The following is a 20,793-nucleotide window of genomic DNA, read 5'->3' as shown; positions in this document are numbered from 1 at the left end:
AACTTGGGTGGGTAGGGAAGGCAGCGGCGCGGGTGGGGCGCGGAATTGCGTGGGTGGGGCGTGGAGCGGAACTGAGCCACGGGAGCGGAACTGGGGCTATAGGACAAAAAGTGTGTAACGAATCCCGATCTACCCGCACCAGCATGCCGTAGTACGAGGTTCGCTATACCCCGGCACCATTAACCGTGCCGAAAACAACCAACTCGTCCACCTGTCTGGTATGCGGCAACGCGCTCGTGAAGAACGGTTTCACGAGCGCGGGAACCAGGCGCTGGAGATGCCTGAACTGCGGCAGCTCCTCAACCAGGAAACGGGCAGACCTCACCCGCCGGCACACCCTCGACCGGTTCCTGTCCTGGCTCCTGGGCAAGGACTCACAAGCCGAAGCCGCGGAACGAGTCTCAGACCGAACCTTCCGCCGGGAGATCGAATGGTGCTGGCAAATCAGGCCAACGCTCCCGACCGTGACGATACCGCCGAGGTGCGTGATCGTGGACGGAACGTACGTTGGTGGATGGTGTCTCCTGGTCGCGCTCGATGAGGACCTCACCCCGCTCGCGTTCCAGTGGTGCTCGACCGAAACCCAGGCCGCGTGGGGTGCGTTGTTCGCGCAGATCCCTGCCCCACTCGTGGTGGTGTGTGATGGCGGGCCAGGCCTGAACGCGGCACTCAAAACAGTGTGGCCGGATACGCGCGTGCAGCGTTGCATCTTCCACGTCCTGATGAACATACGCACCCATCTCACCTGGAGACCCCGCACCGTTGCTGGGCAGACGCTCCTCGCGCTCACAAAACAGCTTTCACAAGTACAAACGCCAGAGGACGCTCTCGGCTGGCTCAAGCGGTTGAACGCCTGGCATTCGATCTACGGACGCCTCACTCGTGAACGCTCGTACGCGAGGCGCAGACTCAAGGACGGGTCATGGGACTCACCCACCGGGAAACAGTGGTGGTACACCCACGACCGGCTTCGGAAGGCGTACCGGCTCCTCACCGAGATCCAACGCCGCGGACACCTGTTCACTTTCGTTCAGATCGATATCCCCAGAACCACGAGCGGCCTCGAGGGAGCCTTCAACTCGGTCCTGAAAACACTCCTCCGATTCCATCGCGGAATGCCCACCGTCCATCAGAAACGCGTCGCGGAATGGTTCGCTCTAAAACAAGCAGGACTGCTCCAGACCGCGCACTCGTTCATCACGCACGAAGTGATCAACCCGCCAGTGAACCCACGCCCCCGGTTCACGGAACCAGACCCGAGCCCCGAGCTCTACGGCACCGGCCTTGACGCCAGCGAAGGCCTCTGGCTACGCAAAGGATGGGGAGGGCGGACCTGACACGCCCAACGGTTTACACACTTTTTGTCCTATAGGCCCGGAACTGAGCCAGGGGAGCGGAACTGGGCCAGCCGAGAGCGGAAACGACTGAGGCCCGCAGCCGGGGAATATCCTCGGGCTGCGGGCCTCAGTACTGCGTGGGGTGGCTAACGGGACTTGAACCCGCGACCACCGGCACCACAAGCCGGTGCTCTACCAACTGAGCTATAGCCACCATGCGTCCGAGTGAGCAGGCTCACTTGGCAACCTGATCAGCATAGCCCAGGGGATAGTGCGTTGCCAAAACGGGTGCGATACTTATGGCGTGTCTGAGATCAAAACGAAGCCGACCGACGCCGATGTCGCCGCATTTCTCGATGCCGTCGCGCCGGCGAAGCGCCGTGAGGATGGCCTGGAGCTTGCCGAGATCTTCGCCGAGGTGACGGGCGAGCGTCCCGTTCTCTGGGGCCCGAGCATGATCGGGTACGGCAGCTATCGATACATCTCGCCGTCGAATCCGCGCACCCGCGGCGACTGGCCGAAGACCGGGTTCTCGCCGCGGAAGGCGCAGCTGTCGCTCTACGGGATCAAAGATCTGCCCGAGGGGGCCGCGCTCCTACCCGAACTCGGAAAGTACACCGAGGGCGCGGGGTGCGTGTACGTGCGCAAACTCGAGGACATCGATCTTGGCGTGCTGCGCCAACTTATCCTGATCGCCGCGGGCCGCGCCGATGACCCAGAACCCGCGTAGCTCGCAGCCCGCGTAGCCGGCAGCCCACCGGACTCGCGAGACCAGCGGTCAGCGCGAGCTATTCGGCTGCGGCGGCCGCCGACTCCTCCGGGGTGCCATCCACGAGCGCGGCGTACTGTTCAGAGACTGCTCCGGCGAGCTTCTTCGCCGACTTCGAGTCGGGCCCGCTGCCGGGAACGAGCACGGCGCCGCGGAAGTACGCGAGCTCCTGGATCGACTCGGCGATGTCGGCGAGCGCCCGGTGTCCGCCGCGCTTCTCGGGGGCCGCGTAGTAGGCGCTCGTGTACCAGCGGCGCGACAGCTCTTTGATCGTCGACACGTCGATCGAGCGGTAGTGCAGGCGCTCTTCGAGCGTCGGCATGTACTTCGCGACGAACCGGCGATCCATGCCGATCGTGTTGCCTGCAACGAGCGGGCGACGGCCCTCGGGGATGAAGCGGTTGATGTACTCGATGACCTGCTTCTCGGCCTCGGCTGGCGTGACGCCAGACTCGATGCGGGGGAGCAGCCCTGACGTCTCGTGCATGTTGCGCACGAAGTCGTTCATGTGCGCAAGCGCGGCCTCGCCGGGGTTGATGACGATGTCGAAGCCGGGGTCGAGCGGCGTGAGGTCGAAGTCGGTCACGATGACGGCGATTTCGCACAACCCGTCGTTGTCGGTATCGAGCCCGGTCATTTCGCAGTCGATCCAGACGATCTGTTCTGCGGGGGCGTTCGACAAGGTGACTCCTAATAACGGGGGATGCGGTCTGCCCAGTCTATCCGCGCCGGTAGGCTTGAGCTCATGGCTATTCTCCCAATCACCATCTGCGGCGAGCCCGTTCTGCACCGCCCGGCGGCACCCGTGACCGAGTTCGACGCCGAGCTGCGCACCCTCGTTGACAACATGTTCGAGACGACGGTCGCGGCACCGGGCGTTGGCCTCGCGGCGCCGCAGGTTGGCGTTGGGCAGCGGATCTTTGTCTGGATGTACGAGGATCAAGACGAGGCGCCCGCCGAGGGCGTCGCGATCAACCCCGAACTATGGATCGCCCCGCTTGAGCCCGGCCTCCCTGAAGAAGACGAGGTCGAGGGGTGCCTCTCGTTCCCTGGCGAGCGGTTCGCGCTGCGCCGCTCCTCGCGCGCGCTGCTTCGCGCACAGGACATCGACGGCAAGCCCTTCGAAGTTGAAGCGAGCGGCTGGTTCGCCCGCATCATGCAGCACGAGTTCGACCACCTGAACGGGCTGCTCTACGTCGATCGCCTCGTGCACCCCGAGAACCGGGCAGCGCAGAAGATCCAGCGCAAGCGCGGCTGGGGCGTCCCTGGCCTCACCTGGATGCCAGGTCTCGACGACCTCGAAGGCGAGTAGGGCGAGTAAGGCAAATAGGGCTAGTAGGGCCGGGAAACGGGCAACCGAGCCCCGGCCTAGCCCTTCGTCAGGGCGGCGGTGCGCTTCGCCGTCGCGAGCCAACCGACTGCGGCGGCGGCGAGTAGCGCGGCGGTGAGCCCGAACGCCCAGCCGAAGCCGGCGAAGTCCACGATCGCGCCGGCGATGAGCGGCCCGAGCACTCCGCCGAGGTCGCTCGACATCGAGTAAGTCGAGACGACCATGCCGCCGCGGCGGGGGCCGAGTACGTCTGCGAGCACCGCCTGGTGGCCCGGGTTCGCGAGGGCCGAGCCGGCGCCGGCGACGACCATGATCGCCATCGCGACCCAGAGCGATCCCGCGAACGGGAACGCGAGGAACGCCGCGGCGAGCACGGCGAGCCCCGTCGACAGGAGCGGCGTGCGGCCAATTGAGTCGCTCCACCGGCCAGCGGGGAAGATGAAGATCGCGTTGCCCGCAGCGTATGCCGCGAGCACCCACGCCGCCGTCGTCGCGTCGCCGGCGAACACGACAGCGACGAAGATCGGGATCAGCGACACCCGCACGCCGAACGACGTCCAGCCGAACGCAAACACTGAGAGCAGCAGTGAACGGTACGTCGGGATTCTGAGCGCATCGCGCAGCAGCAGCTCCTCGCCGACCGGCCCGGAACCCACCGCCGTGCGCGGGAGCGCGTGCTTGCTGCGGAGCGCGATCGTGACGACGATCGCCGCGGCGACGAGCGTGAAGAAGTAGAAGACGAACGGCGCTCGGAGGCCGAAGCCCGCCACGACGCCACCGAGCACGGGGCCGAGCAGCCCGCCGAGCAGGAAGCCCGCTGCGTTGACGCTCGCGACGCGGGCGCGGCCCTGCGGCGGGCTCGCCTCGACGAGCAGCGCGGTCGCCGCGATCGTGAACATCGCCGACCCGAGGCCGCCGAGGCCGCGCAGGATCAGGAACTGCGGGTAGTTCATCGCGAACGCCGCTGCTCCCGTGGACGCGGCGACGATGAGGATCCCGGTCGTGTACGTCGCCCGCTCGCCGAATCGGCTCACGAACCAGCCCCCGAGGGGAGCGCCGATGAGGCGCATGAGCGCGAACGCGCTCACAATCGCCGACGCCGCGAACGTGCTCACGCCGAACTCGAGCGCGAACTGCGGGATCGCGGGCGCGACCACACCGTAGCCGAGGGCGACGGTGAATCCGCCGGCGACGAGCGCCCACACCTCGAAGGGAAGCTTCACTTTTGGAGGTGTGTTCGCGGGCATTTTGGGCACTGAACGAGTCTATCCTCAGCGGATTCCGTGGGGCCGCTGCGCGAGGCAGTGCGGGCCGTGCCAAAGTCGAGGGCAGCGAGTACACTTGGAGTACGACGCCGCCGGGACGACCCGGTGGCTCTGTGTTGTATGGGGACGACCCCGCAGAACCGGGGAAGGCCTCGCGATGTCAACCACCACAGCTATACCCTCAGTTTTCAAGACTGTGCTCACGCCCACGGCGCTCGTGAAGCTCGCGCTCGGCTGGGGGAGCGTGCTCGCCCTCATGCTCGGCGGCAATGCCCTCGACGGCGACCTCCCGACGCCGGTGCTCTTCACGATCCTCGGACTCATCGTCGCCGTGATCCTTGTCGCTGCATCGGGCGTCGTCACCGAGGCCGAGCACCTCGCCGAGAAACTTGGCGACCCCTACGGCACCCTCGTGCTGACGCTGTCGATTGTGCTCATCGAGGTGATTCTCATCTCGGCCGTGATGCTCGGCCCGGGGGAGCACGCGACGATCGCCAGGGACTCGGTCATGGCGGTCTCGATGATCATTCTGAACCTCGTTGTCGGCGTCGCCCTACTCGTCGGTGGGCTCCGGCACAGCAATCTGCGGCCCAACAAGACCGGCGTCTCCGCCTATCTGTCCTTGCTCGTCGTGCTCGTGACGGTCGCCTTTGGGTTGCCAGCAATCATCGGCACGGAAGGTTCGTACGCCGCGGCCCAGGCGATCCCGATCGCCCTGCTCACCATCGCGCTGTACGCGTTCTTCCTCGTCCGCCAGATGGGCGCCCAGAAGAGCGACTTCCAAGAGATCGACCCGGCGCAGGCCGCGGGGAAAGCGCAGGCCGAGACCGCGGCAGGGGCCGCAGCCGCGGCGCAGCGGGAGCGACGCGGTGGGATCGTCCGGCACCGCCCCGAACTCATCGCGCGCGCGATCCTGCTCGTCGTGATGGTGGTGCCCATCGTGCTGCTCTCGCACGACATGGCGACGCTGCTCGACGAGGGCCTCGACAGGCTCGGGGCGCCGGTCGCGCTCTCCGGCATCCTCATCGCGATGATCGTCTTCCTCCCCGAGACGATCACGGCGATCAGGGCGGCGCTCGCGGGTGAGATCCAGCGCGTGAGCAACCTCTGCCACGGTGCGCTCGTTTCGACGGTCGGCCTGACGATTCCGGCGGTGCTCATCATCGGGCTCGTCACTGGGCAAACCGTGACGCTCGGGGAGGGCCCGACGAACCTCGTGTTGCTCGCGGTGTCTCTGCTGCTCACGATGACGACGTTTTTCGGGAATCGGGTCACCGCCATGCACGGTGCCGCCCACCTATTCGTGTTCGTTCTGTACGGGCTCACAGTGTTTCAGTAGCTGACTCGCTGAAGATAATTCGGCCGATGCGAGATTCCTCACCGAGTTCGTCGCCCGTACTCCCTAGACTGGAACGACCGACCCGAAAGGAACGCGAAGCATGGGCTTTTTCACCAAGGACGCACCCGTCCCCGCAGCAGGGGGCGCGCTGAAGCCGCTCTCGAAGGATCGCATCAAGCACTCGCTTGAGCAGGCCGGTTGGTCGTACAACGTCGACTCCGATGGAGACATCGGCGGCGGCTGGGAGTACGGCTCGTTCTACTTCTTCGTGAACGGCGACAACGACGAGCTGCTCTGCGTGCGCGGCTTCTGGCGCGGCGAGCTGCCGGAGTCCGATTACCTGAAGGCGCTCGAGGCCGCGAACGACTGGAATCGCGAGAAGCTGTGGCCGAAGGTCTACATCGCGCGCGACGACGCCGGCAACGTGCGCGTCAACACCGAGCTGAACGTTGACTACGAACACGGTCTCACTGACGAGCAGCTCTCGCAGCACCTGCTCTGTGTCGTGAACACGAGCATGTCTGCCTTCGAGCGCATGAACGAGATCTTCCCCGAGGCGTGGGAGAAGGCGAAGCCACAGGACTAATCCTCGGCAGGTGGGTGCTGGCTGGCTTCCGCGGGCACCCACCGCAACACCGCGCCACAGCACCACCGCAACACCGCTTCACCGATCGCTAGGAATCCCGTGTCCGAACGTTTTCAAGTTGACCTTTCCGGAATGGTCGACCTGCTGTCCAGGCACCTGTATTCCGGCCCGCAGGTGTACCTCCGCGAGCTCATCCAGAACGCGGTTGACGCGGTTACGGCGCGGGCAGCGCTGGATCCCGAGGCGCCGGTCCGCATTCGCCTGTCGACTGGCACCGACGCCTCGGGGAACAGCACGCTTGAGGTGACCGACACCGGGGTGGGCCTCACCGCGGATGAGGCGACCGAACTGCTCGCAACGATCGGCCGCTCATCGAAGCGCGACGCGACGCTCGGAACTGGGAGGGCGGAGTTCATCGGCCAGTTCGGCATCGGCATGCTTGCGGCGTTCATGGTCGCAGAGCAGATTGAGTTCACGTCGCGCTCGGCGAAGCCCGGCACGGTTCCGATCCGCTGGCAGGGCCGCGCCGACGGCACGTTCGACGTGACCGAGCTGCCTGACGCCGGCCCGGAGGTTGAGGTCGGCACGACGGTTCGCCTCACCGCGCGCCGCGACACTGCCCACTGGCTCGCGAACGAGACGGTGCTCGGGCTCGCCCGCGAGTACGGCTCGCTGCTGCCGTTCGACGTCGCCGTGCGCGTGCCGATCGAGGGCGGTGCGGGCAGTACCGGTGGCGCCGAGCAGACGGTCTGGCGCCGCGTCACCGAGCCCGAGCTGCCGTGGCGCATCGAGTACCCGAGCGGTTCCGCGCGGTCACGTGCGCTCACTGAGTACTGCGAGCGCACGTTTGGCTTTACCCCGCTCGGGCACATCGACCTCGAGCTCCCGGTCGCGGGGGTGACGGGCGTCGCCTTCATCCTGCCGCAGGCGGTGACTCCGGGGTCGGGCCAGCACCGCGTGTACATGAAGCGGATGCTGCTCAGCGCCCGTACCGATCGCGTGTTGCCCGAGTGGGCGTTCTTCATCCGCGCGGTCATCGACAGTGACACGCTCTCGCCGACGGCGTCGCGTGAGCAGCTGCACGACGACGAGATTCTGCTCGGCGTGCGTGACGCCCTGGGCGAGCAGGTGAAGCGGTGGGCGCTCGATACGCTCCGCACTCCGAGCCAGCTCACCCAGCAGGTGCTGCGGACCCACCACCTCGCGCTCCGCGCAATCGCGCTCACCGACAGCGACATGCTGAGTCTCGTCGCTGAGGTGCTCCCGTTCGAGACGAGCGACGGCCCGATGACGCTCTCCGCCGTCGCGAAGCAGGGCGAGCTCGTCTACACCTCAACAACCGAGGCGTTCCAGCGGGTCGCCGCCGTCGCGCGAGCGCAGGGGCTCGTCGTGGTGAACGCCGGGTACGTCTACGATTCAGACCTGCTCGCGAAGCTCGCGGCACGGCCCGGCTGGAACGTGCGTGAGCTGACCTCGTCTGACCTCGTGCAGGTGCTCGGCATGCCCGGCGTCGAGCGCGAGATGGCGGTCGCCGGTGCGCTCAGCGTGGCTCGCGGGGTGCTCGCCGACGAAGACTGCGACGCGATCTTGCGCGCTTTCGAACCCGAGACCGTGCCCGCAATGCTGCTGCGCGACCCCGAGGGCGAGCACAAGCGAGATTTGGATCGCGAGCGCGGCGAGTCTCCCGACCTGTGGGACGGCCTGCTCGACTCGTTCGCGGGTGAGGGGCAGGGGCGCACCCGCACCCTCGTGCTCAACGACCGCTCACCCGTCGCGCGGCGCCTGCTCGCGTCGCCGGGCGGCGAAGTATTCGGTGCAGGCCTGCGCTCCCTCTACCTCTCCGCGGTGATGCTCGCCGGCGAGGGCCTGCGCTCGGCCGAGTCCGCGGCGCTGTCTGACTCGCTCGGGGTGCTCCTCGACGCGGCGCTGCACGCCCCGGAACCAACGCCTGAACCCGAACCAACGCCTGAACCCGACTCCGACTCCGACTCCTGAGGAGCGCCATGAACGCCGCGCAAGAGCTGCACAACATCCGTCACATGCCCTACGGCACCGCCCGCACCGCGGCAGCCGAGGCCGCCGCCCGCAAGATCGAGGCCGACGGGCCGAAAGAGCACCTCGCCGAGGCGCTGCTCGACCTTGTCGAGGCGTACACGTTCGGCGGGGAGGGCGCGAAGTCGTTCGTCGTCTTCGCGCGCGCACTGCGGCACTGGGACGCGAACCCGGAGCTCTTCGACGGGAGCGACGAGCACAATCTGTTCTGGGAGTTCAAGTGGGTCGCGAGTGACCTGCCCGACTTCCCGCAGATTACCGCGGCCCAGGCCGAGGCCTTCCTTGACGACATGCAGCGGCGCTTCGAACTGCAGGGGAGCGGCATCTCGGCCGTGCTCGCCGCACGCTTCGGGTGGTCGTGGCAGTCGGGTGCCCCCGACGCGGAAGAGCGGCGCCTCGCCTGGATCTCGAGCCCCCGCGACGACTTCGACGACTGCCACGCCTGCGTGATCGGCAGGCAGACCGACTTCTTCATGGAGCAGGGGCGCTTTGCCGAGGCGTACGAACTCGGCAAGACGCAGGACGGCAAGTGCAATATCGAGCCGACGAAGACGTTTCACGCGACTGCGCTCGCCGCCCTCAACCTCGGGCACGCCGCAGAGTCGCTGAGGTTCCACCACCGCGCGACCGCGAGCGACACCCGCGCGAACCGCGACCTCGCGTCGTCGCGGGGTCAGAGCTTTGAGCTCCTCGCGCGCGGCGGCCACTTTGAGCGCGCGCTCCGCGAGCTGCGCGGCGACTACCGTGACATGCTCACCGACCCGCCGTCGCCGCTGCAACACCTGCGCTTCCTCCTCGGCCTCCTCGCGGGGCTCTCCGCGAACCTCGACAGCGGCGAGCAGCACACTGGCATCGCGCTGCCGGGCGTCGGCGAGGCCGGGCGTGACGTGAAGGTTGCTGACCTCCACGCCTGGGCGACGGGCAAAGCACGCGAGTACGCGTCGGCGTTCGACGCGCGCTCGGGCACGACCTACTACGCCGACCTCGTCGACCGCGCCCTCGCCTCCGAGCGAGCGCCACACCCGCTCGACTTCGGCCCGGCGTACGGCGCCGCTACCGGCGAGGCGCCGGCTGCCGACGAAACAAACGTGAACGCTGTTACTTCGGCTGCTTCAGCTGCGGCATCGGCCCCCTCCGAGGCGCCGCAGCGCTCGGGCCTCGCGAAGCTCTGGGGCAAGCTCACGGACTCTGGCGCGTCGCGAGACCAGGATCCCGCTGCGGGAAGCAGCGGAGCCGCGCAGGCGGCTGTGACGCCGGACGCCCTGCTCGCCCGCGCTGAGGAGGCGTCGGCCCGCAAGGACTACGCCGCCGCGACCCGCGACTACGCCGAGGCGATCCAGCCACTTGAGGCTGCCGGCTGGCTCGAACGCGCGGGCCTCGCGGCCGCGGAGGCGGCGCAGTGCGCGACGCTCGACCGGAACGAGGAGCGCGCGCACGCGCTGTTCGGCCGAGCGCTCCCGCTGCTGCGTTCCGGGGGCACCGAAGCCGGTACGCTCGCGGCGGTGCTCGCCGCGTGGGCGCCAGTCGCTGACCGTATGAACGACGCTGAAGCGCAGATCCGTGCGACGGCCGCGACGCTCGCTGCGCACCCCGAGTTTGACCCCGAAGGGCTGACCGAGGAGCTCGCGGAGAAGCGCGGGCATGAGTGGGGAGTCGAGCGAGCGACCCTGCGAGACACGCTCGCCAGGTCGCTCGCCGCGACCCGCGGCCGCTCGTTCGGGGAAGGCCTCGACAGCGAACGCGCCGCTGCCGAGGCGCTTCGCGCAGGCGAGGAGTTCGCGCGGCTCGGCCTGCTCGCCGACGCCTCACACTCGTTCTGGCTCGCAGGCAAGATCCACGCTGATCGCGGCGACACCGAGTCCGCAGTCTGGGGGCTCGAGTCTGCGTTCGAGGGGTTCACGGCCGCGAAGAAGCGCAAGGAGCGGCTGCTCGTCGCGGGTGAACTCATCACGCTCTTGAAAGAGACCGGGCAGACGGAGCGCGCGAACGCGGTCGTCGCCGAGCTGCAGTAGCCGCTCGGCGACGACTCGAACGCTAGCTCATCGAGACGAGGATCTTCACCTCGCTGCGGTCGTGCAGCAGCTTCTCATAGCCGTCCTTCACAATGCTGTCGACGGTGATCTTGCTCGTGATGAAGGGCGCGAGGTTCACGAGCCCCTCGTTCACGAGGCGGATCGCCTCGGCGTGATCGTTTGCGTACCCGATCGCCGAGCCGAGCACACGATCCTGCATCGTGAGCTTGCCGGTCACATCGAGCTCGTAGGGGCGCGTGTGCAGCGCGATGACCTCGAGCCTGCCGCCCGCGCCGAGCGAGTCGAAGAGCTGGTCGAGCACGACGCCGACGCCCGCCGCGTCAAACGCGAAGTCCGCCATCGCGCCGCCGGTCTCCGCGCGCACGACCGCCGCGAGATCCTCTGTCGAAGGGTCCACGACGACGTCGGCGACGCCCGTCTCCTGCGCCTTGGCGCGGCGCTCGGGCGAAACCTCGCTGACGATCGTCTTGAGCCCGTAGGCGCGGAGCACCGCGGCGGCGAGTAGCCCGATCGGGCCAGCCCCGCCCACGACTGCCGTCTTCCCAGCCGCAGCGTCGGCACCCGCATGGCGGACGGCGTGGAGTGAAACCGCGAGCGGCTCAAGCAGCGCGGCCTGGTCGAGCGGCATTTCGCCGACCTTGTGCACCCAGCGCTCCTCAACGACGATGTGCTCGGAGAGCCCGCCGCCGAGCCCTGAGATACCAATGAACCCCATCTTCTCGCAGAGGTTGTACTTGTTCGCCTTGCACGCGTGGCAGACGCCACAGACCATGAGCGGCTCGACAGCGACGTGATCGCCAACGGCGATGCCGGTGACCCCTTCGCCGACCTCTTCGACGACGCCCGAGAACTCGTGGCCGAACACGACGGGGAGCGTCTCTCCCGAGATCGGGTGCGCGGTCGTGTCTGTTGGGGCGGGCGGCATCGGGCCGTCGTGATAGAGGTGGAGATCGCTGCCGCAGATCCCGTTGAACGCGGGCGCGATCTTCACCGTGCCGGGCCGGGTCGTCGGCTCCTCGATCTCTTCAACGCGGACGTCGTTCTTGCCGTAGTAGCGTGCAGCCTTCATTCCATGCCTCCTGAGCGATGTGCCGGGTGGTCACCGGCCCGGCGGGCAGATGACCTGTGGACACCTCCACCCTATGAAGGCCGGATCAATCCGCTCTCAGACCCGGGGGATAGGCTTGGGGCTTAGCCTGTGCGCCCGCGCTCGGCCATTACACCGCGGGGGTCGCGAAGCGATGCATCGCGTCGTCGCCCTCGCCGTCGAGCCCCTCGTACTCCCAGCCAATCGCTTCGAAAAACAGCCTCGCACCCTCGTTCTCCTGGTCGACGAACGCGATCCATGAGTTGGTCGCTGGGTGATCACCCCAGGCCATCGTTGCGTCGATCGCGATGCGGCCGAGGCCGAAGCCGCGCCGCTCGGGGTCGATGGCGAGGTCGGTGATCGCGTGGCCGGTCTCGGTCGCCTCGGTGGGGGAGTCTGCGCCGCCTGCCGCCGCGTCAGCTTCGGGCACGCCCCAGACCACGCCGACGAGCGCAATTGGTGCGAGCTGGCCAGTGGCGGGGTGCGCGGCCTCGATGACGAGTTCGACGCCATCGGTCTCACTGAGCACGTGCTCAAGCCACTCGTCGTCGAGCGGGCCGAGCTCATTGTCGAGGGTCTCATCCTCAAACCAGCGCTGGACCCACTCCCAGTCCGAGCGCACCATCCGACGCGCGACAGCGTGGCCTGCCGCGCCCTGTGATCCAAGCTGCTCTGCCATGCTCTGAATGTAGCACTGCTAAGCGCCGGGTGCGACGGCCTATGAACTGGCCCGCGCCAACCACTTGAGCACCTTTGCCGGGTGCCCGCCCGGGTCGGCGATGTCCGTGAAGCGGTGCACGACCGCGCCGGCCTCGATCACCAGCGTGGTTCTGCGGTAGAGCGTCACGCCCTCGAACGTGAACGTCTCGAGCCCGAGCGGGGCGGCGAGCGAACACCCGGCGTCCGAGATCAGCGGGTATGGCAGGTGCAAGCGCGCGGCCGCCTCTGCCTGATACGCGGGGCCCTGCGTCGACAGGCCGAAGATCGCGGTGTCGTGCGCCGCAAAGTCGGCCGCGAGGTCGCGGAACGTACAGCTCTCTGCGGTGCAGCCGCGCGCCCCGGGAATCAGCTCCCACCCCTCGGGCGCACCCTCGGGCGGGCTCGTGCGCGGATAGACGAAGAGCACGCTCCGGCAAGGCAGCTCGCTGAGGTCGACTGCGCCGCCGATGGTCGCGGGGAGCGGGCCGCGTGGAACTCTCGTCACGTCACGCATGCGCCCCATCGTAGTGGCCCCGGGCGAGCGGGCGCCCGCGGCTAGACTGGGTGACGTCTTTCGTCGTGCGGCGCCTGCCTGGCCCACCGCTCGCGCGCCCACAGAACCGACCGAGAGGCGGCGCCAATCATGCAGCAGCACCCCGCCCCCGAAACAGTGACCTGGGACGAGAGTGGCACGGAGGTGTCCGCGGCGTGGCTGAGCGCGAGTGGGCGGCCAGCTCCGAAGCGCGTCGTGACCGTCGACGACCGGCTCACGGCGAATCGCGCGATCGGGCTCGCCTCGCAGGGCACCGCGATGCTCTGGCAGGGGGACTTCCACGGCGCAAAGCAGATACTGAGCGCGATCGGGCGGCGCCTGGCAAAGCAGACCCGGGGGCCTGGTCGGTCCGGCAAGACCGGCGCATCGGGCAAGCGGAGCTCCGAGCCAGCGACGACTGCCGACGAGTTCTACCGGATCAGGCAGGCGCGCGCCCAGCGCTCCCGAATCCTTTCGCTGATCCTTATTCCCCTGGACCTCGCCGACGCGAGCGCGGCGACCATCCCACTTGCGCGCGCCCCCAGGGTCGACGCCGCGATTCCGTTCGCCTACGGTGAGGCCCCCGCGGGCGGGCAGGATCGCGCGGTCGTGAGCCTCCAAGAAGTCGTCGGCGTGCTGAGCGCGCACCAGTGGTACGTGAACGGGGTCGATGTGCCGAGCCTCGGCGCGAAGATTCACCCGCACTACGGCACGTTCATGCCGACGCGCCACGAGTACGTCGACCTCGTCGCGGCCGCGCCTCTGCCCGCGCTCGACAGGGCCTTCGACATCGGTACCGGAACCGGTGTGCTCGCGGCGGTGCTCGCGAAACGGGGCGTGCGGCGCGTCGTCGGCACCGACCTCCACGAACGGGCCGTGCTGTGCGCGACCGACAACTTCGAGCGCCTGGGCATCACGGACGTCGCCGAAGCGCTCGTTTGCGACATGTTCCCCGAGGGTCGGGCATCGCTCATCGTGTGCAACCCACCGTGGTTGCCCGGAAGCGCGGCGACGTCGCTCGACGCGGCGATCTACGACCCCGGCAGCCAGATGCTGCTGAAGTTTCTTGCGGGCCTGCCAGACCATCTCGCGGAGGGCGGCGAGGGCTGGCTCATCATCTCTGACCTTGCGGAGCTGCTCGGCTTGCGTACGCGCGAGATGCTGCTCGACGCGATCTCGCGGGCGGGCCTGGTCGTGGTGGATCGGCTCGACACGGCGCCCACTCACGGCCGCGCGGCTGACAGCGGTGACCTGCTACACGCGGCCCGCTCGCGTGAGGTCACCTCGCTCTGGCGGCTCAAGGTCGCGTAGTTCAGGCTCACGAGCGTCCCGAGAGCCCCAGCCTCGCGGTTACATCGCACCCACGAGGCTGGGGGACGCGTGCGCGACCTTCGGCATCTCTTGCCTGAGGAGCTGAGCGGCCATGAGTATTTCCGGCCAGCGACTGTCTTGGTGGAGGTCGACGCCAATGAGCGCGGATATGCGCGAGAGCCGTTGCCGAAGAGTATTTCGGTGAATGAAGAGGAACTCCGAGGCGCTGACGATCGAACCGCCGTGGTGTGCGAGTGCTTCGACGGTCTCAAGTAGCTGCGTTCCGTGGCGCTGGTCATAGTGTTGCAGCGGAGCGAGCCTCGCCAGGTACATCTTCACTCGGGGTGCGAGCTCGCACACGAGCTGCGGGAGCGAGCGAACCTCGCGAACGGCGCTGTATTCGATCTGCTGCGAGGACTTTCTCGTCGCGGAGAAGCTCGACCATGCGAGAGCGACCCGTGCTTGCGCGAGCGATTGGCGAATACTGTTGCTGCGAATCGTGCTTTCGCCGACTCCGACATCGGCCGACAGACCTATCCTGTCCTCCAGGCGCGCAAGCCAGGCCGCGACTCGCGCCTGTGCGCTTCCCTCGGGCGTTGACTGGTCGGCATGGAGGAGTAGCACGAGCAGCGTGCCGGAGTGCGCGAGCAGTGTCTCCGGCCCGAGCTCCGCGAGCACGGTCTCTTGCACGACACGGCCGAACGTATCAGCGTTGGCGCCGATGTATTTCACCTGTACAAGCACGGGAACAAAGCCATTGCCCTTCCACCCGAGGTGCCCCAGGCTCTCGAGCATGTGATCCTCGCGGTCCGACGCGAGCAGCGCCATGATCTGAGCTGCGCGGTTCGGGACCATCCCGATGTTCTCGATGAGCACGCCGACCTGGGTAGCCAGCATGTGTAGCCGGCGGGTCTCCTCCTTCGTGAAGCGGCGCGCGCGAAAGCACGTCAGCACGCCGCTCGAGACGCCGTAGCCGAGCGTGGCAGAAATCTGGTCGTACCCCTCAGCTTCATAGCGCGCCTCGAGGTCGTGCGCCTGGGTTTTGGAATGGCTCAACCAGACCTTGGGGTGCTGCGGGTCTCCCAGGCGTTCTGCGACGGCGATCGGCTCGGTGGCCATTGAGAGCCAGCCAACGTGATCAATGATGCACACGTCGGCGTCGAGCAGCGTGAGGATGCGTCGGGTGCACTCCCGAGCTGCCGCCGGAAAGGAGGCGCTTGCGGTCTTGGGGAGGTCGATGAGAAAGCGGGCTGTCGCTGACTGGAGCTCGAGTTCGTGCACCGTATCCGCCCGCTTGAGGGCGCTCGCAAGAAGCAGCCCGACCTCCTCCGCGATTGCCAACTCGTCATCGCCGAACGCGTCGCCCTCGACTGAGTAGAGCGAAAACACCCCGTAGAGCTTCTCGTCGTCGTGGATCGGGGCGATGAGCGCAGACCGGAACTCGTTCTCGTCGACACCCATATCGAAGAAACGCGGATCTTGCCGGAAGTCATGGTTGAGCAAGAGCGGCTTTCTGTGCAGGGCGCTCCAGCCGGTGAGACCCTCACCAAGCCGCATTCGCACACTCTTCTCGGAGTAGGCAATATCGGTATCGGTCATGTTGCTGAGCACGAGTTGATCCGAATTCTCGTTCCAGAAGTACACGAAGACACTCATGCCGCCGGTTGCCTCGGTGACGAGGTTGACGGCCGCTTCCACGAGCTCGGCAGGCTCCTTTCCGAGGGTGAAGAGCCGAATGAGGCCCGACAGTACGTTGGCTCGTCGCTCGGAGAATCTTGCGCGGGCGTCATCTTGGCTTGTGCGAGGGTCCTTCAACGTGATGCCTCCTCCTCGTCGTTGAGTGGTGAAACAGCGTGCTTTGTGCAGGGTTTCTCGCCTTGGCCTACGCGGCGTTCACACGAGTGTCGCGTCCCAATGCATTTCTATCAGTAAACGTCTTTGACATATCTGCCAGCGGTTCGCAGCGCTTCGAGTGAGGCTGCTCCGGCGCCGGCTGCGACATCCGCTTCGTCGCCCGTGAGGATGTGCGCAAGAGTCTGCTCGACGTCGTGCGCCATGTGGTTCTTATCGCCACACACGTAGACGTGTGCACCTCGAGCTATCCAGTCACGAATCTCCGACGCGTGCGTGAGCAACTCGTGCTGAACGTACTGCTTTTCCGCCTGGTCGCGCGAGAATGCGAGGTTGAGCCGGGTGAGCACACCAGAGTCCAGCCACGCCTTCATCTGGCTCTCGTACAACCAATCGCTCGCCCGATGCTGATCGCCGAAGAAGAGCCACGTATCCCGCGCCGAGCCGTGAGCTTCGATATCCTCCAGGAATCCGATGAACGGAGCGACACCGACTCCTGGTCCGATCATGATGACGGGTGTGTCGGGAGTGTCGGGCAGGCGGAAGCTGCGCGCTGGCACCCTTCGCACAGAGACCTGTGATCCAACGAGCGCCTCGAGGTGTGAACTGCCGGTGCCGAAATGCTCGCGACCGTTTGCGGCATACTCCACCGACGAAATCGTGAGCCCCACGGTTGAAGGGTGCACCCGGGGGCTGGATGCGATGGAGTACGACCTGAACTGCAATGGCCGCATGGCGTCGACGATGGGCTGCAGTTCGCTCCCGGCGAGCCCAAACTCATGCACAATGTCGAGGACATCCCTGCCCCAGAGCCACGCATCGATCTCTTGGCGGTCGCCGGACTCGACCATGCGTCTTGCGAGCTCAACCCCCGCTGATGCCTGAGCCCGGCTCGCGAGAGTGTTGACCAGGCCGACGTGGGGAATGCGCAGCTCGAGATGGCTCCGCAGCGCATCCCACAGTCGTACGGTCTCGCCATTGAGGCTTACTGTCTCCTCTCCCGGAAACGCGCGAAGCCACTCGTCGATGAGTACTCGATTGTTGAGCGCTCTGGTGTCGAGCGAATCCCCGGGCACATAGGTGAACGAGATAGGTAGCTCGAGCGTGAGGTGGAACGCACTCTTATTTGAGGCGGGACCGGAGAGCGCCCGGATAGCGGAGACGTGCGCCGAATGCCACTCTTCGGCCTCGGCGACGAACTCGCCGGCAGTGTCAGTGTCGATGTGCTCCGAAGCCCCGGGGCTCCACGACGGTGTATCGGGCACGGCCGCGAGGAACTTCTTGATCCACGGCGGTGCCGTCATATCGAAATCGACATCGCACTCCATCATGTCGAGGATGGGGGTTGCTCCCAAGTTTGCGAAGGCCGCGTCAAAGTCTCTGCCAGCTTTGCAGAAGTCGTCGTACATGGAGTCGCCGATAGTGAGCACCGCGTAGGGGAGCCCCGCATACTGCCGGTCATCGAGAGAAGTGAGCCAGCTCCAGAACGCGTCGGCGTTGTCTGGCATGTGGCCATTGTCATGGGTTGAGGTGACGATGAGTAGCCGCTGCCACGAGAGGTTCCCCGCAGCCAGGGCATCGTTCAGCGTCAGAAACTCGGCCTGTATGCCAGCCTGCTGCGCTTGCTCGCAAAGGTTGTACGCAAGAAACTCCGCGTTTCCGGTCTGGCTGCCGTACAGAATTGTGAGCTCGGCGTCGGAGATCGAGTTCATCATGTCCAATCGCTCGGGGAGGTTGCTTGCCCGGTTCTGAGGAGCACGAGACGACTGCTCATCGGCCCCTGTGCCCTGGCCTGTGATGCAGGCGACTACGGTCCGGCTCGGGAAAGCTGTGAGGTGCTCTTCATTGAGAAAGCTTGGGTTATCCAACTCTCGGCGATAGCCAGAATTCCCGCGAATGCGAAGTGTACGCTTCATGCCCGAAGTATGTGCAGAAAGCACATAGCGGGCCGACTGTCGGGTCGCGAGAGATTGTATCGTTGTGACGCGCAGAGTCTGCACCCGGGCCGAGTGAGCGGCCCACTCGGCGCGTAGAGGAGAGACATTGGCTGCTACGCGGGTAGAACATACGCCCTCAATTCTGGTGCTCCAACCCGATGAGAATTGCGGCCCCGACCGGATCGCCCAGTGGGCTTCCAACCACGGGGTCGAGCTCAGCGTGTACAGCATGAGCGTTTCAACGGACATGCCGCCTTCGCTTGACGGCTACGCCGGTCTGATCGTGCTCGGCGGTGACATGGGAGACCGCGACACCGCTGCGTACCCCTGGCTTGAGGATATGCGCGAACGTCTCCGAGAAGCTCACCGCGAGGGCATTCCCGCGCTGGGAGTGTGCCTGGGGGCGCAACTGCTCGCCTCGGCGCTCGGCGGCGAGGTGCAGCTCGGTGAACCGGGCCTCGAGGCGGGGGTGGCCGGCATTCGCATCACGGATGAGGGTGCTCGCGACCCGCTGCTGCAGGGAGTTCCCGAGGTGTTCTACTCGGGCTCGATGCATAACGATGCGGTCGTGCGCTTGCCCGAGGGCGCGGTGTTGCTCGCAACGGGCGATGTCTACCCCCATCAGGCATTCCGCAGCGGCACCACCTGGGGAGTGCAGTTCCACCCCGAGGTCAGCCCAGCGAGTTACGAGACCTGGGTGGGGCTGGAAGACCACACAGCCAACCCCGAGTTGAAGGCCAGATTTGACGCCTCGGTCGAGGACTTTTGGGCGCGTGACGCGATCGTAGCCCCGGCGTGCGAACGATTGGTGGGCAACTTCCTCAGCACCGTGACGCAGGAGCGGAGATAGTCAACACGTGAGCGGGTGTCCGGTGAAAGCTCACCGGACACCCGCTCTGTGTTCTGCCCCTAGGAACGGCTAGAGTTCATCGAACACGCGACCCATATCGGCCCATGCCTGTGCGCGGGCCCGCTTGGTCCACGCGGCCACGCTCCATCCTGCGACGACGACGGCGACGCCAACCCACGGGATCAGGCGAAGCGCCATAGGAATGTCTCCGCCCGGCGCGTCGGGCACAAACGAGAAGTAGAGTCCGCCGGTAATGGCAACCGTGGCGAATACCCCGGCTCCAATTCCCGCCCAGACGAACTTGGTGAGGCGGTTCCGAATCCCGTGGATGATGCCGGCGATGCCGAGCATCAGGTACACGAACATCACGATCGGGGTGCCGAAGTTGAGCAGGAGCGTGAAGGCGAATACGCCGCCCGTGACGTTGTCGTCGGTGCCGCCCGCGAGCGCAATTTGGGCGTCGCGCGAGACAACGAGCACCGAGCCGAAGATCAGCAAGATCCAAATGGCGATCGCGAGTACCATCGAGTTCCACGGCGTGTTCCAGTGTGGATGCAAGCGCCCGAGCCGTTTGGGGAGGACGCCTTCGCGGCCCATAGCGAACAGCACGCGAGATGACGCGGTGTGTAGGCCGAGTGCGCAGAACAGGCTTGCGCCGGCAGCCGCTGCAAGCACGACCGCCGAGGTGAACGTGTTCGGAGCCAGGCCTGCGAGGCCGGTGGCCGACGCTGGCCAATCCGTCTTCGCCTGCTGCACGCCGAAGCCGATGGCGGTGGCATAGCTCACGATGAGATAAAACACGCCAGCGATCACGATGGAGCCGATGACGGCGCGTGGGATGTTTCGCTTCGAGTCGCGAGTCTCCTCAGACAGCGAGGCGCTTGACTCTGACCCAACGAACGACAGCATCGCAAAGCTCATGCCAAAGAAGATGCCCATCCAGGAAGCACCCGCCGCCGGTGGCCAGAAGGCTGCACCGTCCCAGCTCTGGCCGGCGGTAGCAATTGGTGTCTGCCCGTCGACGACACTGACTTCGGGCGAACCAATTGCGATCACAATGAATGAGACCGTCAGCATGGCAACCATGCTGAGGACGAGGAAGATGAGCTGGTTTCGTGTTGAAACGGCGATGTTGAAGAAGTTGAGCGCTGCGATTACTACGATGCCGATGAGCGTAAACCAGTACCAATCAACGGCGGCGCCAAAGAGCATTTGCACGAGTTGCGCCATGAAAAAGCCGAACCCCGCGAGCACTCCTGAACCGAACAAAAGGTACGCGCTGACGTAGGCCCACCCGCCCACAAATCCAGTGGTACGACTGGCGCCTTTGCTCAGGTACGTGTACATGGATCCGGATGAGGAGAGGCTCTTTGCGAAGAGGGCTACGACAGACCCAACGCACAGCATTCCGAGTGCCCCAAGTAAGAAAGAAACCGGTGTTGCGCCTCCGGCCTGCGTGGCAGCGAGGTATGTGAGAAACGCGCCAGACATGGCGGGCGCAATCACAGACAAGCTCTGCGCAATCACATCCGGGAGCCCGAGTTTCTTGCGAAACTCTTGGACTGGCTGTCCGTCTAAAGTTGTCATTCTGACTCCTGATTGAATGAAAAACACCCCTGAGGAGTGCAATCTGCAGTCACAGATTGCCAAGACTGTAGGTGAGCTGTGAGGCGCGAGCAAGAGCGCTAGGGCAAGCTGGTGAGAAGTGTGGTGAGATGTGCCGCGCTATGGATTCTTTGCCCATATGCGGCTATGGACTGGGCATTCTCGGTTTGATAGGTTCCAGCGAAGTGGGAGCCGAGACATGCCTCCGCA

The 20,793-nt window shown here is 66.1% G+C and carries 17 protein-coding genes and 1 tRNA gene; 9 read left to right on the top strand and 9 right to left on the bottom strand.

The features are described from left to right. The first annotated feature begins 185 nt into the window (after window positions 1–185). Window positions 186–1,337: an IS1249 family transposase gene (locus FB468_RS04740; protein ID WP_141885937.1), complete on the top strand. Its 1,152-nt coding sequence runs from the start codon at window positions 186–188 to the stop codon at window positions 1,335–1,337. Window positions 1,338–1,475: 138 nt separating this feature from the next. On the opposite strand, the gene FB468_RS04735 is transcribed toward FB468_RS04740, so the two are convergent. After that, window positions 1,476–1,551: transfer RNA gene (locus tag FB468_RS04735), tRNA-His, on the bottom strand. Window positions 1,552–1,641: 90 nt separating this feature from the next. Here FB468_RS04735 and FB468_RS04730 point away from each other — a divergent pair. Next, window positions 1,642–2,067: a DUF1801 domain-containing protein gene (locus tag FB468_RS04730; protein ID WP_141886318.1), complete on the top strand. Its 426-nt coding sequence runs from the start codon at window positions 1,642–1,644 to the stop codon at window positions 2,065–2,067. Between the two features lie 58 nt (window positions 2,068–2,125). On the opposite strand, the gene orn is transcribed toward FB468_RS04730, so the two are convergent. After that, window positions 2,126–2,788, bottom strand: coding sequence for an oligoribonuclease (orn, locus tag FB468_RS04725; RefSeq protein WP_141886317.1), 663 nt, complete (start codon window positions 2,786–2,788; stop codon window positions 2,126–2,128). A 63-nt stretch (window positions 2,789–2,851) separates the two neighbouring features. Between orn and def the strand changes: the two genes are divergently transcribed. After that, window positions 2,852–3,418: a peptide deformylase gene (gene def / locus FB468_RS04720; protein ID WP_119284098.1), complete on the top strand. Its 567-nt coding sequence runs from the start codon at window positions 2,852–2,854 to the stop codon at window positions 3,416–3,418. A 56-nt stretch (window positions 3,419–3,474) separates the two neighbouring features. Here def and FB468_RS04715 read toward each other — a convergent pair whose 3' ends face one another. Continuing rightward, the gene (locus tag FB468_RS04715; protein ID WP_141888136.1) at window positions 3,475–4,683 is read right to left on the bottom strand and encodes an MFS transporter; all 1,209 of its coding nucleotides are present in this window, start codon (window positions 4,681–4,683) and stop codon (window positions 3,475–3,477) included. A gap of 175 nt (window positions 4,684–4,858) precedes the next feature. Here FB468_RS04715 and FB468_RS04710 point away from each other — a divergent pair, with 175 nt between their 5' ends. From FB468_RS04710 to FB468_RS04695, 4 genes are all read left to right on the top strand, one after another. After that, the gene (locus FB468_RS04710; RefSeq protein ID WP_141886316.1) at window positions 4,859–6,040 is read left to right on the top strand and encodes a calcium:cation antiporter; all 1,182 of its coding nucleotides are present in this window, start codon (window positions 4,859–4,861) and stop codon (window positions 6,038–6,040) included. 100 nt (window positions 6,041–6,140) lie between these two features. Continuing rightward, on the top strand, window positions 6,141–6,626 hold the full coding sequence (locus tag FB468_RS04705; RefSeq protein WP_141886315.1) for a type III secretion system chaperone family protein: 486 nt from the start codon (window positions 6,141–6,143) through the stop codon (window positions 6,624–6,626). 99 nt (window positions 6,627–6,725) lie between these two features. Continuing rightward, the gene (locus tag FB468_RS04700; RefSeq protein WP_141886314.1) at window positions 6,726–8,621 is read left to right on the top strand and encodes an HSP90 family protein; all 1,896 of its coding nucleotides are present in this window, start codon (window positions 6,726–6,728) and stop codon (window positions 8,619–8,621) included. A gap of 8 nt (window positions 8,622–8,629) precedes the next feature. Further along, entirely contained in the window at window positions 8,630–10,690 is a 2,061-nt protein-coding gene (locus tag FB468_RS04695; RefSeq protein WP_141886313.1) for a hypothetical protein, read from the top strand. A gap of 22 nt (window positions 10,691–10,712) precedes the next feature. Here the strand turns inward: FB468_RS04695 and FB468_RS04690 are convergent, their stop codons facing one another. The 3 genes from FB468_RS04690 to FB468_RS04680 all read right to left on the bottom strand — a co-directional run bounded on the left by FB468_RS04690 (window position 10,713) and on the right by FB468_RS04680 (window position 13,011). Next, a complete protein-coding gene (locus FB468_RS04690) occupies window positions 10,713–11,780 on the bottom strand; it encodes an alcohol dehydrogenase catalytic domain-containing protein (protein ID WP_141886312.1) in 1,068 nt (355 codons plus the stop codon). A 148-nt stretch (window positions 11,781–11,928) separates the two neighbouring features. Then, window positions 11,929–12,477, bottom strand: a complete 549-nt coding sequence (locus FB468_RS04685) for a GNAT family N-acetyltransferase (protein WP_211359086.1) — start codon at window positions 12,475–12,477, stop codon at window positions 11,929–11,931. Between the two features lie 39 nt (window positions 12,478–12,516). Then, window positions 12,517–13,011, bottom strand: coding sequence for a peroxiredoxin (locus FB468_RS04680; protein WP_211359085.1), 495 nt, complete (start codon window positions 13,009–13,011; stop codon window positions 12,517–12,519). Window positions 13,012–13,140: 129 nt separating this feature from the next. Between FB468_RS04680 and FB468_RS04675 the strand changes: the two genes are divergently transcribed. After that, window positions 13,141–14,340 (top strand): methyltransferase, encoded by a 1,200-nt coding sequence (locus tag FB468_RS04675; RefSeq protein WP_141886310.1) that lies wholly within the window; start codon window positions 13,141–13,143, stop codon window positions 14,338–14,340. A gap of 39 nt (window positions 14,341–14,379) precedes the next feature. Here FB468_RS04675 and FB468_RS04670 read toward each other — a convergent pair whose 3' ends face one another. Both FB468_RS04670 and FB468_RS04665 read right to left on the bottom strand, forming a co-directional pair. Further along, window positions 14,380–16,155, bottom strand: a complete 1,776-nt coding sequence (locus FB468_RS04670; protein WP_141886309.1) for a helix-turn-helix domain-containing protein — start codon at window positions 16,153–16,155, stop codon at window positions 14,380–14,382. A 110-nt stretch (window positions 16,156–16,265) separates the two neighbouring features. Then, window positions 16,266–17,906 (bottom strand): diflavin oxidoreductase, encoded by a 1,641-nt coding sequence (locus FB468_RS04665; RefSeq protein WP_170219625.1) that lies wholly within the window; start codon window positions 17,904–17,906, stop codon window positions 16,266–16,268. 367 nt (window positions 17,907–18,273) lie between these two features. Between FB468_RS04665 and FB468_RS04660 the strand changes: the two genes are divergently transcribed. Continuing rightward, window positions 18,274–18,978: a type 1 glutamine amidotransferase gene (locus tag FB468_RS04660; protein ID WP_281290288.1), complete on the top strand. Its 705-nt coding sequence runs from the start codon at window positions 18,274–18,276 to the stop codon at window positions 18,976–18,978. A 69-nt stretch (window positions 18,979–19,047) separates the two neighbouring features. On the opposite strand, the gene FB468_RS04655 is transcribed toward FB468_RS04660, so the two are convergent. Next, window positions 19,048–20,565, bottom strand: a complete 1,518-nt coding sequence (locus FB468_RS04655) for an APC family permease (RefSeq protein WP_141886306.1) — start codon at window positions 20,563–20,565, stop codon at window positions 19,048–19,050. Between the last annotated feature and the right edge of the window lie 228 nt (window positions 20,566–20,793).

Origin of the sequence: Leucobacter komagatae (genome assembly GCF_006716085.1) — a bacterium.
In the GTDB taxonomy this organism is placed as follows: Bacteria; Actinomycetota; Actinomycetes; order Actinomycetales; family Microbacteriaceae; genus Leucobacter; species Leucobacter komagatae.
Note: the sequence above shows the minus strand (reverse complement) of the source record. Positions and strands in the feature narration are given on the sequence as shown.